A 12063-nucleotide genomic window follows, 5' to 3' on the forward strand; every position below is an offset into this window, starting at 1 on the left:
CGCACTAGTCTGCGACCATGGCCGATCCGAAGATCACCGAGTTGCAGCCCATGCCCGCCGACTGGCAACGCGCCCTCGCGGTCGTCGCGCACCCGGACGACCTCGAGTACGGGTGCTCGGCGGCCGTCGCCGCCTGGACCGACGAGGGCCGCGAGGTCGTCTACGTACTGGCCACACGCGGTGAGGCGGGCATCGACACCCTGGAGCCCGCGCGGTGCGGTCCGCTGCGTGAGCGGGAACAGCGGGCGAGCGCGGCCGTGGTGGGGGTGACGCAGGTGGAGTTCCTCGACCACAAGGACGGCGTGATCGAGTACGGCACCGCCCTGCGCCGCGACATCGCCGCCGCGATCCGCCGGCACCGGCCCGAGCTGGTGATCACCCTCAACCACCGCGACACCTGGGGCGGTGTCGCCTGGAACACCCCGGACCACGTCGCCGTCGGCCGCGCCGTGCTCGACGCGGCGGGTGACGCCGGCAACCGCTGGATCTTCCCCGAGCTCGTCGAGCAGGGCCTGGAGCCCTGGAGCGGCGTCCGCTGGGTCGCCGTCGCAGGCTCCGCCTCGCCCACGCACGCGGCGGACGCCTCGGCCGGACTGGAACGCGCCGTGCACTCGCTGCTCGAACACCGCAGCTATATCGAGGCGTTGACCGACGAGGACCCGGAGACCTACGTCCGCGGATTCCTGACGGCCAACGCCACAGCGACCGGGGAGCGGTTCGGGGGCCGGCCCGCGGTCGCGTTCGAGGTCTTCAACCGATAGATCACCCGCAGGTTCAAGCGCGGTTCCACCGAGGGTCGGACACACAGGGGGAGCACCTGGGCGGCCGGCAGACCACCGTGGTCGGCCGGGTCTGTCTCGACATGTTGCGACAGCGGCAGGGCGTCGACGCCTTCATGGCGGCCGCCCGAGCCGGTGACTTCGAGGCGCTGGTCGCGGTCCTGCATCCCGACGTGGTGCCGCGGGCCGACTCCGGTGCGCCGGTCGGGAGCGCCGCCGCGTCCAAGACGGTGCGCGGCGCGAAGCCGGTGGCCGAACAAGCGCTGTTGTTCCGGCAGTTCGCGGCTTCGCGCGGGTGGTGCTGGTAAGCGGGGAGATCGGTGTCGTCAACGCGCCCGAGGGACGTCCGCTGTCGGTCATGGGCGTCACTGTCTCCGGCGGCCGGATCGGGGCCCTGCACATCCTGGCCGACCCGCAGCGGCTCGCCCGCCTGGACCTCGGCGCCTTCGACTGAGGGTCAGGCGGCCACGGCCAGCGGGCGGAGGGTGCGGTGCGGGTCCACGACCCGCCCGTCGGGCAGCAGTTCACCGGTGTCGTCGAACACGATCGTCCCGTTGCACAGCAGGCTCCAGCCCTGTTCGGGATGGGCCGACACGATCACGGCGCTGTGGTGGTCCGGACTGTCTGCGGTGGGGCACGGTGGCCGGTGACTGCACATGCTCTCTCTCCTCGATCCGTCTGGCTCCCGCCTGAAAGGGGCTCGTATCTGTGATAGCCGAGCTTGTTTTCCGTTGAATGAGGAGACCCCCACAGCGCCGGAAACTCATCGGTGAGGTCCGGTTCCCCACAGGTCGTTTTCGTCGGGATCCGCAGCGGAGTCCCTGTCACACCCGCGTGGGAGCGTGGGACATGGACAAGCGGTGCGCGTCGAGCCGAAGGGGGCGGCGTCATGGCCGACGTCGATTCGCAGTTCCTGCGTGGCCTGTTCGACGAGGAGGGCAGTCTGCACACCGCGGGCCGCACAGCGCTGTACCGGCTGTACGGCCTGGAAGGCCTGCTGTACGTCGGCATCTCCATCTCCCCGCTCACCCGCGTGCGCACGCACCTGCGGGAGCAGCCATGGGCTTCGGAGATCGTCGGAATACGGATCGAGTACCCGGACGACGCTGAGGCGGCCGAACGCGAGGCCGTCTGGACCGAACGGCCCAAGTACAACGTGATCTTCAACGGACAGAACCCGCCGGCCCCTCCGGACCGGGCAGCGCGCCTCAGAGCCGAACTCGCCCTGGAGCGACGGAGGCTGGAGGAGCTGGAGTCGACCGTGCCCGAGTCGTCGGCTCACCTGCGGCTCATATCCCGCGCGATCACGGCGAAGCAGGCGAAGATCGCGAAGCTGGCCGAGAACATCGGGAACACCGACAAGGCCGAGAACACCGAAGCCGCACGTCACCACGGACCGAACCGGACCAAGCGGGTGGGGTCATGACCGCCGCTCACCGAAGCTGCGCGCCCCCGGATGGCCGCGACCCGTCATCCGACGGTCCCCAGATCCGCCGCGAACCAGTGCTCCGGCCGCATACGCACCACGACGTGATCGGCGAGCTCGGCCTCCGCGAAGGCCACGAACTCGTCGAGTGCCGCCCCCGACAGGTACCGCCCGGCCATCTCACGGTGGAGTTCGCCGCTGCCCTCGGTGACTTCGGCGACCGGTCCTTCGACCGAGACGTACCGGGTCGTCGGCTCCGTGCGCTGGACCATCAGACTGAAGCGGCCCGCCGCTTTGATCAGGGTCATCTTGCGGGAGTCCGCGCCGGTGAGGATCCACGGCAGACTGCCGCGCTCGTAGGCGTACCAGATCGGCACCACCAGCGGCCCCCGGTCGTCACCGGCGGCGACGCCCAGCGCGGCCACCTGCGGCTCAGCAAGGAAACCTTCCCGTTCTTCGCGTGAAAGCGCCATACGACGACTGTACGTACGGCTGCCGACAGCGCCCGGCCGCACCCCGTTAGGCTTGGCGTCATGCCAGATCAGACAGCCGACCGGACCGAGCTGCGCGGCGACTGCGAGCGTTGCTTCGGGCTCTGCTGTGTCGCCCTGCCCTTCGCCGCCTCCACCGACTTCGCGATCGACAAGCCGGCCGGCACGCCCTGCCGGAACCTGCGAGAGGACCACCGCTGCGGCATCCACGCCCGGCTGCGGCAGCAGGGCTTCAGCGGCTGCACGGTCTACGACTGCTTCGGCGCCGGCCAGAAGGTCTCCCAGGTCACCTTCGGCGGACAGGACTGGCGTACGGGCCCGCGGGCGGACGCCCGGCGCATGTTCGACGTGTTCCCGGTCGTACGGCAGCTGCAGGAACTGCTCTGGTACCTCACCGAAGCCCTCACCCTGCCCCCGGCCCGCCCCGTCCACGCCGATCTGCGCCGCGCCCTGGAGAAGACCGAGGAGCTCACCCGCCAAACCCCGGAGCAGCTGGCCGCGTTGGACGTGGGCGCGCACCGGCAGGACGTCAACCTGCTCCTGCTGAAGACCAGCGAGCTGGTACGGGCCGGTACCGGCGCCCGCGGCCGCAAGAAGGACCGCCGTGGCGCCGACCTTATGGGCGCCCGCCTCAAGGGCGCCGACCTGCGCGGTGCGAACCTCCGGGGCGCCTACCTGATAGCCGCCGACCTGACCGGAGCCGACCTGCGCAGCGCGGACATGATCGGCGCCGACCTGCGCGACGCCGATCTCACCGACGCCGACCTGACCGGTGCCTTCTTCCTCACCCAGCCCCAGCTCAACGCCGCCCGCGGCAGCGCGGGCACCCGGCTGCCCGACTCAGTCACCCGCCCCGTGCACTGGACAGCGCAGCTCTGACGGCGCCTCACCCAGGGCGTCCGCGGGGGAGACCCCGGCGCTGACGCCGCGCCGCTCCAGGTGCAGCCGCAGCCCCTCCGGCATCAGGGTGAGCCGTTCGGTCACCCGCAGCCGGTAGTCGGGGTCGGGCCGCAGGTCGTAGCGGCGCAGCAGCAGCCCGAGCACCAGGGTGGCCTCGTGCAGCGCGAACTGCCGCCCGATGCACGCCCGCGCGCCCGTCCCGAACGGCTTGAAGGTGTGCGGGGCCCGGGACCGTACGGCCTTCGGGTCGAAGCGGTCCGGGTCGAACCGCTCGGCGTCGGCGCCCCACACCTCCGGGTCGCGGTGCAGCATCGCGGTGAGGACGAGCGCCCAGGCGCCCCGCCGCATGGGATGGTCCCCGGCCAGCAGCGTGTCCTCGCGGGCCTCCCGGGCGAAGGCCGGCGCCGTCGGCCACAGCCGCAGCGCCTCGTCCAGCACCCGTCGCACATAGCGCAGCTTGGCCACCTGGTCGTAGCCGGGCACCGCCGTATCGCCCCAGACGGCGTCCACCTCGGCCCTGGCGCGGGCCGCGATCTCGGGGTGCCGGGAGAGGTAGTGCAGGGCGAAGGAGAGCGCGCCCGAGGTCGTCTCGTGGCCGGCCACCAGGAAGGTGATGACCTGGCGGCGCACGTTCTCGGCGGACAGCCGCTCCCCGGTCCCGGGGTGGGCCGTCTCCAGCATCCGGTCCAGCAGATCCCCGTCCCCGCCCTTGCCCGACGCACGACGGGCCCGGACGAGGTCGTCGACCGTGCGGTTGAGATACGCGATGTCGGCCTCGTTGCGGCGCGAGGCGCTTCGCAGCAGGAAGGGTGCCAGCGGCGAGGGGACCGTGTTCAGGCGCTGGGCGTAGGTCAGCGTGCCCACCATCGCGGTCACGAAGGGATGCAGCCGGGGCCGCTCGAAGGAACCGAAGTCGTGCCCGAACCCGGTGCGGGCGATCGTCTCCAGCGTCAGTTTGGTCATGTCGCCGGGCACGTCCACCGCCCGGCCCGCCGCCAGCTCGCGGTCCCAGTGGTCGGTCAGCCGCTCGGCCACCGCCAGCATCATCGGGTGGTAGCCCTCCATGGCCTCCCGGCTGAAACCGGGGGCGAGGACATCGTGCGCCAGCTGCCAGTTCGGTTCGTGGTTGTACGCCGTGAACAGCGCGTCCCCGACGACCGGGCGCAGATTGGCGACCCCGAGGCCCACGTGCTTGGCGAAGCGCGACTCGTCCGCCATGTCCGCGGCCGACTCGGCGCCCCACACGAACACGAATTCCTTGCCGAACGCCTTGCGCCGGAAGATCGGCCCGAGCTGCCGTGCGTAGCGCATGGAGTCCTGGACGGGGGCGCGCCGGTCGGCGCCGAGCACATCGCCGAGCAGGGGGAGCCGGTGCGGGGGATGCGGGATGCGGTGCAGCTCGGGCCAGCCCTGTTCGGCGCCCCGGAACCCCTTGGGAAGCGTGGCCTGTGTCGCCGGCCCGGCCCCCGACGTCGTCTCCGCCATGACGCGATCTCCCTTGAATCAGCGGCAGGTTGAGCTGGCGTACAACTGTTTCGCGCCTCTGTTGTACGTGGATTCAATAGCGGCTCCAGTCTGGTCCCGCTGTTGAACCGGCGTCAAGTAAAGTGCGGGCATGGCCGCGAACCAGGGTGAGCGCACGCGCCGCCGGCTCAGCACCGAGGAGCGCCGGGAGCAGCTGCTCGCGGTGGGGGCGCGGCTGTTCTCGGAGAGTCCGTACGACGAGGTGTGGATCGAGCAGGTCGCCGAGATCGCCGGTGTCTCGCGCGGACTGCTGTACCACTACTTCCCGACCAAGCGGGACTTCTTCGCCGCGGTCGTCGAGCGGCAGAGCGAGCGGATGCTGCGGATGACGGCGGCCGTGCCCGGGGTCCCGGCGCGCGAGCAGCTCGATGCCGGTCTCGACACGTTCCTGGAGTACGTCCACGCCCACGCGCACGGCTTCCGCGCCTTCCACCGTGCGGACGCGGCGGGGGACCAGGCCATCCGCCGGGTCTATCAGCGGGCACTGGCCGCGCAGGAGCGGCAGATCCTGGCGACGCTCGCCGCCGACCCCGAACTTGGCCCGGTCGCGCAGCAGCGCCCCGACCTCAAGCTGGCGGTCCGCGGCTGGCTGGCCTTCACCACGGCCGTCTGCCTGGAGTGGCTGCGGGGTTCGGATCTGACCCGGGAGCAGGTGCGCGATCTGTGCGCCCGGGCGCTGCTGGGTGTCATCGCCCCCTGAGGAGCGCTTGCTCCGTTCGCCCCATGGTTGGCGTACACCCCGATCTTCGATAGGTTAGGCAAGGCTTACCTAAGGAGGTTTGGGATGGGTGACAGCCCCAACTGGACGGCCGCGCCTGCCGCGGCCGAACGGGCCCGGTCGGTACTCGCCGCCGCCTGGTCCTGCGCGGTGACCGCGGACGGCGGTCGCGAGGAGTTCGTCGGCGCGCACAGCGTGGACGAGGACGGCCGGGTGCTGCTGCGCGTGCCCGAGGACAGCGCCCTGCTCGCGGCCGCGATCTGCGCGCCCCGCGGCGAACCCCATGCGGTGCTGGAGTTCGCCGACGTCGCACCCGTCCCGGTACGCCACCGCATCCGCGCCCGGCTCTGGCTCGCCGGGTACTTCCTCCCCGAGGACGGCCACCTCGCGCTCCGGCCCACCCGGATCGTGCTGCGGCAGTCGTCCGGCGCCGTGGCCGTCGACCTCGACGAGTTCGCCGCCGCCGAACCCGACCCGCTCGCCCTCGCCGAGGCGCACCTGCTCACCCACCTCGCCGACTGCCACCCCGACGCCGTCGAGCGGCTCACCCGGCTCGTCGACCAGGCAAGTCTTCACGGCGCCGTCCGCGTCCAGCCCGTCGCCGTCGACCGGCACGGACTGACGCTGCGCATCGAACGCAACCGCGCCCACGGCGACGTACGACTGCCCTTCCACACGCCCGCCGACGACGTCGGACAGCTCACCGAACGCATGCACGTCCTGCTCGCGCAGGCCAGTGCCTCCTCCTGCCCGCGTGCCCTACAGCGGCAGCGCACAGACGGCGACGGGTGAGGCGAACGGCTCGCCCGCGAGCCGCAGGTCACCGCTCTTGCCGTCCACGTGGAAGACGCTGACCGTGCCCGACTTCTGGTTCGCCGCGAACAGCAGGCGCCCGTCCGGCGAGAAGGCGATCTGGCGCGGGAAGTCACCCGACACCGGCACCGTGCCGAGCAGCCGCAGCCGGGCACCCTCCGCCTCGACCGCATAGCGCGCGAGGCTGTTGTCGCCGCGGTTGGCGAGATAGGCGTAGGAGCCGTTGGCGGTCACCAGGATCTGCGCCGGGTAGTTGGTGCCGGGGCCGGAGCCCGTGGACTGCGGGTCGCCGATCGTCAGACGCCCGGTGGCGGCCTCGTACGCGCACACCGCGACCGTGTTGTCGACCTCGTTGGCCAGATACGCGTACCGCCCGCCGGGGTGGAAGGTGAGATGGCGCGGTCCGGCGCCCGGCCGGGTGTGCGCCTGCGCGACCTCGGCGAGGGTGCCCCGGCGCTCGTCCAGGCGGTAGCTGTACACGGTGTCCGTGCCCAGGTCGACGGCGAGCACATGGCCGCCGTCGGGGCTGGTGGTGAACTGGTGCGCGTGCGGGCCCTGTTGGCCCGGTCCGGGGGCCGGAGCCGCGTGTGTGACCACGTCCGTGCGCTCGCCCAGTGCGCCCGACTCGTCGATCGGGTGCACGGCCACACTGCCCGAGGTGTAGTTGGCACTCAGCAGCCAGCGGCCGCCCGGATGCACGGAGAGATGGCAGGGCCCCGCCCCGCCGGTGCTGCGCGAGCCCAGGATCCTGCGGTCGGCCAGGCGTACGGCGGTCACGGCCCCGTCGTCGTGCTCGTTCACCGTGTACAGCGTGCGGCGGTCCGGGTGGAGCGCGAGATACGACGGGTTGACGATGCCCCTCAGGGTTCCGGTGCCGGTGATGCGGCCGGAGGCGGGGTCGTACGTGGCGAGGCCGACGCCCGTGCCGCCGCCTTCGACCGTGGTGTAGGTGCCGAGGTAGAGCGGCTGAGGGCCGGAGAGCTTCTTGGCCGGATGCGGTGAGGAGGGCTCGGCGGAGGGCCGCTCGGCGGGGGGCGTCGCCCGGTCGGGGGTCGTGGGGGTGCGGGCGGCCGTGTCCTTGGGCGGTGCGGGTGCCGGAAGGGCCGTCACCGCGGCCGCTCCGGCGAGCACCCCGACGAGGCGGCGCCTGCTCCAGCCGCCGCCCACCGCTCCCGTCCCGCTGCCCATGTCCACACCTCAGGTGGTCGCTCGCCTCGTTCGTGACAAGCCACCATGACCCGCGCCGGCCGCTGTCCGCAAGAACGGCAACGGGCGTTGCACAGGGTGCAATGACCGCGGCTCTACCAGTCGCCGTCCTCCACCGGCTTGCCCGGCGCGTCCTTCAGCGGCTTGACCTGCTGCGGCGACGGATCCTGCCAGGGTTCGTGGTCGTCGCCGAGCCAGTCGCCGACCGGTTTCACGCCCTCCAGCGCGTCCGTGGGCGCGAGATCCTCCGCCTCCTGGTCGTAGTAGTCGTACCAGGGCAGACCGGCCCGGGTGTACTCCGCACGGTTCACGGGCGACGGCGGGGGAGCCTCGCCGGTGATGCGGCGCCACTCCGGAGGTGTCACCAGGTGCACGAACACCCGCCCGGCGGGCTCCTCGGCCCAGTCCCCGAGCGGCCGGTCGTCCCGGTAGACCTCCTGCCGCATCGAACCGCCGACACCGAGCCCCATGGCCGCGGCGGGACGCGCACGGCCCGGCGGAGCCGCCACCGGCACCGGACCGCCCGGCGCGGCCGCCGCCAGGGGCAGCGCCGCCCCGTACCCCCCGGCCGACATGCTCGTGCGCCGCAGCTCCGAGCGGCGCCGCTCCTCCTCGCGCCACTCGGCCAGCTTCGCCTCGCGCAGCGGGAAGGACTGCAACTGCACACCGCCCCAGGTCTCCTCGCCCGTGACCTGGCCCTCGACGGTCGCCCCCAGGCCCAGCGGGACCGCCACGAACTGGCGGACGATGCCCTTGCCGGAGTTGATGCCGTCCAGCCAGGGCTGGCGGGGCAGCACGAGGTAGTTCTGCGGTTTCCGGGACAGCCGGTCGCTCCACGGCTTCCCCGAGACCGCGCACACCTTGCCGACCCCTACCTGCAGGGCGGCCGGCTCCACGGTCCCGCCGAAACTCAGCCACATCGCCTCCCGCAGATACACCGGCAGCATCACACCGCCCCGCGCACGCCACTGCTCGGGCACTGTGTCCGGGAAGTCCGCCACCCGGCGCACCGGGAACTCGCCGAGGCCCGGCGGCAGCGGATGAGTACCCGTCTCGGGCAGCCGCAGGGTGCGCACGAACCGCACCGCCACACCGCCCGGCAACCGCAACGTGTTCCCGTCGATCCGCACGCTCGTGTCCGTCATCCGCCCGCCCCCTTGTTCACGGCCCCGGAAACGTACGCAGCTCCGGTGACTCCGTCACCTAGAACGACGCTCGGCGCCGTCAGGGTTCCTGCGCAGCACCTCAGGAACCCGCAGTCGCTCGGAATCGAGCATGCTCTCCCGCAGCCTGGTCAGCCGCGGCATCCGCTCGCGCTGTTCGCGGGAGTTGCGGTCCAGCTCCTCGAAGAGGCGGCGCGAGCGGTGCTCGGTGTCCATCTCGTCGAGGATGCGGTTGACCTCGGTCAGCACGGCGCCGTACAGCTGCCAGCTGCGGGCGTCGCGCTGGACCTCCTCAAGGAGCAGCTGGGCCAGCTTGTCGCGGGTGGCCGCGGCCTGCCGCAGCTCCGCGGCCAGCCGGGACTCCGCCGACTCGGCGCTCTCGCTGACATGGCTGGTGACCAGCACCGCGAAACTGACCACGGCGTCGGCGATCTCCGACAGCAGCCCCTCCACGGCGGCCCCCGTCTCGGGCGCGAACAGCGGCTCGGGATCGCGTTCCTTGGCGAGGTCGGTGAGGGTGCGCGCCAGCACCCGCAGCACCACCGTGCAGATCTCCAGCGTGTCCAGGCCCGTGCGCAGCACCACCCGGTGCAGCAGGCCCTCCCGTACCCGGGGATTGAGCCGCAGACTGTCCTCGGCCTGTCGGAGGGCCGCATCGACCTCGACGATGTCGTGATCCAGCCGGCGTGCCTCGTACAGCCGCTCCGTCGCCCGCTCCACGGGCGTACGGCCGGCGGCCTCCTCGCCCATGCGCAGCATCAGCTGCCGCACCCGGCGGGCCAGACCCTCGATCGACTCGCCGGCCTCGTCCACCCACACGGGTGGCGCGAACAGCAGATTGCAGCCGAACCCGACGACCGCGCCGATCAGTGTCTCCACCACCCGGGCCCAGGCCGTGTCCCCGTGGGTCGTCACCCCGAGCACCAGCATCGCGCTGATCGCGACCTCGGGCACGTACTCCTCGACCCGCACCAGCCGTCCCACCGCCAGCGAGGCCACGATCAGCAGGGCCAGGCTCCACCACGTCAGACCCACCAGAAGACTGAAGGCGATGGCGACGAGGACGCCCGCCACGACCGAGTTCACCCGGCGGATGCCGTTGGTGAGGGTGGCGTACAGCGTGACCTGGACGACCAGCAGCGCGGTCAGCGGAGCGGTGAGCGGTGCGGGCTCGGGGCTGAGGCGCAGTGCGACGACGTACGCGATCGTCGCCGCGGCAGCCGACCGCAGGGTCTGTACGACCATCGGGTCCCGGCGGCGCTTCACAAAGCGCACGAGAGACGCCGTCCACTCACGTACCACTCGCATCCTCGGGCCGCGCTCCTTCCTGTCCTTGAAGACCTGTCCCTGAGGACCGTGTCATTGAGGACCGTAACTGTCCGCAAGGCAGCCTAGATTGTTCATGTCGGTCGAAGGGTGACAGGAGGGGAACAATCGTGGAGCACACCCAGGGCATCGAGGTTCTCACGCGGGCGCACGCTTATCTCACCGAGGTGGTCGCCGGAGTGCCGGAGTCGGCGTGGGGAGCGCAGACGCCGTGCAGCGAGTGGACGGTACGGCAGGTCCTCAACCACGCGCGTGTCGACCAGCAGGCCTACGGTCTCGCCATCACCGGAGGCCGCCCGGACTCGGACCCGTTCCACCCGGCCGACGCCCTCGACGGAGATCCGGCGGCGGAGCTCGACAAGGTACTGCGCGCGGTGGCGGACGCCTACGCGGGACTGCCCGGCGACGCCGAGCAGGCACCGACTCCGCTGGGCCCCCTGCCCGTGCCGCTCGCCGCGGCGGCGGCCGCCATGGACGCGGCCGTGCACGCCTGGGACATCGCGGTCGCCACGGGCCAGGACCGGCCGCTGACCGTCGAGCTCGCCGGGGGAATCCGGCCGGCAGCGGACCGGCTCGTCGACCATCTGCGGGACGCGTACCAGGTGTTCGCACCCGCGCGTGAGCCCGCGCCGGGCTACGACAGCGCCGAGGCGCTGCTCGCCTTCCTGGGCCGCGACCCGCACTGGTCGCCTGCGGCGTCCTGACGCGCCCGGCGCGGCGCGCCGAGAGGATGGCCGGCCGGCACCGTCCGATCAGCCAGTTCGTCACCGCTGAGAACTGGTTGACGACGAAGTCGAGGACTGCCCGGCCGGCGGATCCACCAGCAGCGAGGCCCGCGCAGTGCGAGGCCCGCGCAGTGCGAGGCCTCGCATGCGCTCGCGACGCAGCCGCACCAGCCCGGCCGCGGCCGGCTCCGGCATTACTGCCGAGCAGACGACCAGCGCCGTCACCGCACCCCACTCCGGCTCCTGCTGCAGCGACCCGCCGATCAATGCCACCCGGACGGCGCCATCCACCGCTGGAGGCGGCAGGCCCGGCCACCCGCAGCATCGGCACCAGCTGTCCGCACGCCCTCTACGACCTCGCGCCCGCCCGCGCCCGCGACGTCCGATCCACCTTCAACGGGTGGGGGCCGCTCGACTCCGGGACCGGTAGCCGGCCACCTTGGCGAGGTTGCCACAGCGGTCCATGGAGCACCAACGGCGGCGCCGGGCCTGGGAGTCGTCCAGGAACAGCAGGGAGCAGTCCGGGTTCTCGCACTCCTTGACCCGCTCCAGCAGGGGGCCGCGCACCAGGAGGACGGCATCGCGGGCGACCGTCGCCAGGGCGGCCCGGGCCGGCTGCCGGGCCGTCCAGCGCACGGGGCCCAGCTGCGGGGCGAGGTCGGGGCGGGCCGCCGCCTCGTTGATCAGCGCCACGTCGGCCGGTTCCGGTTCCTGCCCGGCCATCGACGTGCGCACGAGGCGGTACAGGGCCTCACGCAGGACGCGGGCGCCTGCCAGCTCCCGGGCGGTGACCCGCACCGGCTCGCCGTCCGCGGTCAGCTCCGCCTCGGTGAACCAGCGGGCCAGCGCGTCCGCATCCGGGAGCCGCTCCAGGGGTACGGACGCGTGCCGCCGGCCGAGCGTCGCCACGAAGTTCAGGCAGGGACGCCCACCGATGAACGGGAACGCGAGCGCCGGGTCGGCGGGCGGCGCGGAGGTGCCGGTCATACGGG

At 72.4% G+C, this 12063-nt stretch carries 13 protein-coding genes and 1 pseudogene; 7 read left to right on the forward strand and 7 right to left on the reverse strand.

Features of this window, described 5'->3' with window-relative positions:
* Nucleotides 1-17 precede the first annotated feature (17 nt).
* Together ACWC1K_RS16325 and ACWC1K_RS16330 are read left to right on the forward strand one after the other, a co-directional pair.
* Complete coding sequence (locus ACWC1K_RS16325) at nt 18-761, forward strand: PIG-L deacetylase family protein (RefSeq protein ID WP_450831890.1); 744 nt, start codon at nt 18-20, stop codon at nt 759-761.
* Between the two features lie 98 nt (nt 762-859).
* Nucleotides 860-1233: pseudogene (locus tag ACWC1K_RS16330) on the forward strand (RNA polymerase subunit sigma-70); the annotation flags it as partial.
* Nucleotides 1234-1236: 3 nt separating this feature from the next.
* Here ACWC1K_RS16330 and ACWC1K_RS16335 read toward each other — a convergent pair.
* Nucleotides 1237-1437 carry a DUF5999 family protein gene (locus ACWC1K_RS16335; protein ID WP_351477247.1) on the reverse strand — a complete coding sequence of 67 codons (201 nt, stop codon included), beginning with the start codon at nt 1435-1437 and terminating at the stop codon, nt 1237-1239.
* 231 nt (nt 1438-1668) lie between these two features.
* Here ACWC1K_RS16335 and ACWC1K_RS16340 point away from each other — a divergent pair, with 231 nt between their 5' ends.
* Entirely contained in the window at nt 1669-2205 is a 537-nt protein-coding gene (locus ACWC1K_RS16340) for a GIY-YIG nuclease family protein (protein WP_450831891.1), read from the forward strand.
* 44 nt (nt 2206-2249) lie between these two features.
* On the opposite strand, the gene ACWC1K_RS16345 is transcribed toward ACWC1K_RS16340, so the two are convergent.
* Nucleotides 2250-2678, reverse strand: a complete 429-nt coding sequence (locus tag ACWC1K_RS16345) for a pyridoxamine 5'-phosphate oxidase family protein (protein WP_450831893.1) — start codon at nt 2676-2678, stop codon at nt 2250-2252.
* A gap of 60 nt (nt 2679-2738) precedes the next feature.
* Here ACWC1K_RS16345 and ACWC1K_RS16350 point away from each other — a divergent pair, with 60 nt between their 5' ends.
* Nucleotides 2739-3575, forward strand: a complete 837-nt coding sequence (locus tag ACWC1K_RS16350; RefSeq protein WP_450831894.1) for a pentapeptide repeat-containing protein — start codon at nt 2739-2741, stop codon at nt 3573-3575.
* Here ACWC1K_RS16350 and ACWC1K_RS16355 read toward each other — a convergent pair.
* Complete coding sequence (locus tag ACWC1K_RS16355; RefSeq protein WP_450831896.1) at nt 3537-5081, reverse strand: cytochrome P450; 1545 nt, start codon at nt 5079-5081, stop codon at nt 3537-3539. The genes ACWC1K_RS16350 and ACWC1K_RS16355 overlap by 39 nt on opposite strands.
* Nucleotides 5082-5211: 130 nt before the next feature.
* Between ACWC1K_RS16355 and ACWC1K_RS16360 the strand changes: the two genes are divergently transcribed.
* Together ACWC1K_RS16360 and ACWC1K_RS16365 are read left to right on the forward strand one after the other, a co-directional pair.
* Nucleotides 5212-5820 carry a TetR/AcrR family transcriptional regulator gene (locus ACWC1K_RS16360; RefSeq protein WP_450831898.1) on the forward strand — a complete coding sequence of 203 codons (609 nt, stop codon included), beginning with the start codon at nt 5212-5214 and terminating at the stop codon, nt 5818-5820.
* An 84-nt stretch (nt 5821-5904) separates the two neighbouring features.
* Complete coding sequence (locus ACWC1K_RS16365) at nt 5905-6630, forward strand: DUF2470 domain-containing protein (RefSeq protein ID WP_450831899.1); 726 nt, start codon at nt 5905-5907, stop codon at nt 6628-6630.
* Here the strand turns inward: ACWC1K_RS16365 and ACWC1K_RS16370 are convergent.
* The 3 genes from ACWC1K_RS16370 to ACWC1K_RS16380 form a co-directional block, all read right to left on the reverse strand.
* Nucleotides 6598-7839, reverse strand: coding sequence for a beta-propeller fold lactonase family protein (locus ACWC1K_RS16370; RefSeq protein ID WP_450831901.1), 1242 nt, complete (start codon nt 7837-7839; stop codon nt 6598-6600). The genes ACWC1K_RS16365 and ACWC1K_RS16370 overlap by 33 nt on opposite strands.
* Nucleotides 7840-7952: 113 nt before the next feature.
* On the reverse strand, nt 7953-9002 hold the full coding sequence (locus tag ACWC1K_RS16375) for a hypothetical protein (RefSeq protein WP_450831903.1): 1050 nt from the start codon (nt 9000-9002) through the stop codon (nt 7953-7955).
* Between the two features lie 54 nt (nt 9003-9056).
* Nucleotides 9057-10328 (reverse strand): FUSC family protein, encoded by a 1272-nt coding sequence (locus ACWC1K_RS16380; protein ID WP_450831905.1) that lies wholly within the window; start codon nt 10326-10328, stop codon nt 9057-9059.
* A 128-nt stretch (nt 10329-10456) separates the two neighbouring features.
* Between ACWC1K_RS16380 and ACWC1K_RS16385 the strand changes: the two genes are divergently transcribed.
* Entirely contained in the window at nt 10457-11050 is a 594-nt protein-coding gene (locus tag ACWC1K_RS16385; protein ID WP_450831907.1) for a TIGR03086 family metal-binding protein, read from the forward strand.
* Between the two features lie 414 nt (nt 11051-11464).
* Here the strand turns inward: ACWC1K_RS16385 and ACWC1K_RS16390 are convergent, their stop codons facing one another.
* Nucleotides 11465-12058: a CGNR zinc finger domain-containing protein gene (locus ACWC1K_RS16390; RefSeq protein WP_450831909.1), complete on the reverse strand. Its 594-nt coding sequence runs from the start codon at nt 12056-12058 to the stop codon at nt 11465-11467.
* Nucleotides 12059-12063 lie beyond the last annotated feature (5 nt).

This window comes from Streptomyces sp. NPDC001492 (assembly GCF_053597275.1).

What these genes read in the sequence shown, in the direction of transcription:
- ACWC1K_RS16370 (WP_450831901.1), bottom strand. Translation starts at nt 7,839, where the DNA reads ATGGGCAGCGGGACGGGAGCGGTGGGCGGCGGCTGGAGCAGGCGCCGC.
- ACWC1K_RS16375 (WP_450831903.1), bottom strand. Translation starts at nt 9,002, where the DNA reads ATGACGGACACGAGCGTGCGGATCGACGGGAACACGTTGCGGTTGCCG.
- ACWC1K_RS16350 (WP_450831894.1), top strand. Translation starts at nt 2,739, where the DNA reads ATGCCAGATCAGACAGCCGACCGGACCGAGCTGCGCGGCGACTGCGAG.
- ACWC1K_RS16340 (WP_450831891.1), top strand. Translation starts at nt 1,669, where the DNA reads ATGGCCGACGTCGATTCGCAGTTCCTGCGTGGCCTGTTCGACGAGGAG.
- ACWC1K_RS16365 (WP_450831899.1), top strand. Translation starts at nt 5,905, where the DNA reads ATGGGTGACAGCCCCAACTGGACGGCCGCGCCTGCCGCGGCCGAACGG.
- ACWC1K_RS16380 (WP_450831905.1), bottom strand. Translation starts at nt 10,328, where the DNA reads ATGCGAGTGGTACGTGAGTGGACGGCGTCTCTCGTGCGCTTTGTGAAG.
- ACWC1K_RS16325 (WP_450831890.1), top strand. Translation starts at nt 18, where the DNA reads ATGGCCGATCCGAAGATCACCGAGTTGCAGCCCATGCCCGCCGACTGG.
- ACWC1K_RS16360 (WP_450831898.1), top strand. Translation starts at nt 5,212, where the DNA reads ATGGCCGCGAACCAGGGTGAGCGCACGCGCCGCCGGCTCAGCACCGAG.
- ACWC1K_RS16390 (WP_450831909.1), bottom strand. Translation starts at nt 12,058, where the DNA reads ATGACCGGCACCTCCGCGCCGCCCGCCGACCCGGCGCTCGCGTTCCCG.
- ACWC1K_RS16335 (WP_351477247.1), bottom strand. Translation starts at nt 1,437, where the DNA reads ATGTGCAGTCACCGGCCACCGTGCCCCACCGCAGACAGTCCGGACCAC.
- ACWC1K_RS16355 (WP_450831896.1), bottom strand. Translation starts at nt 5,081, where the DNA reads ATGGCGGAGACGACGTCGGGGGCCGGGCCGGCGACACAGGCCACGCTT.
- ACWC1K_RS16345 (WP_450831893.1), bottom strand. Translation starts at nt 2,678, where the DNA reads ATGGCGCTTTCACGCGAAGAACGGGAAGGTTTCCTTGCTGAGCCGCAG.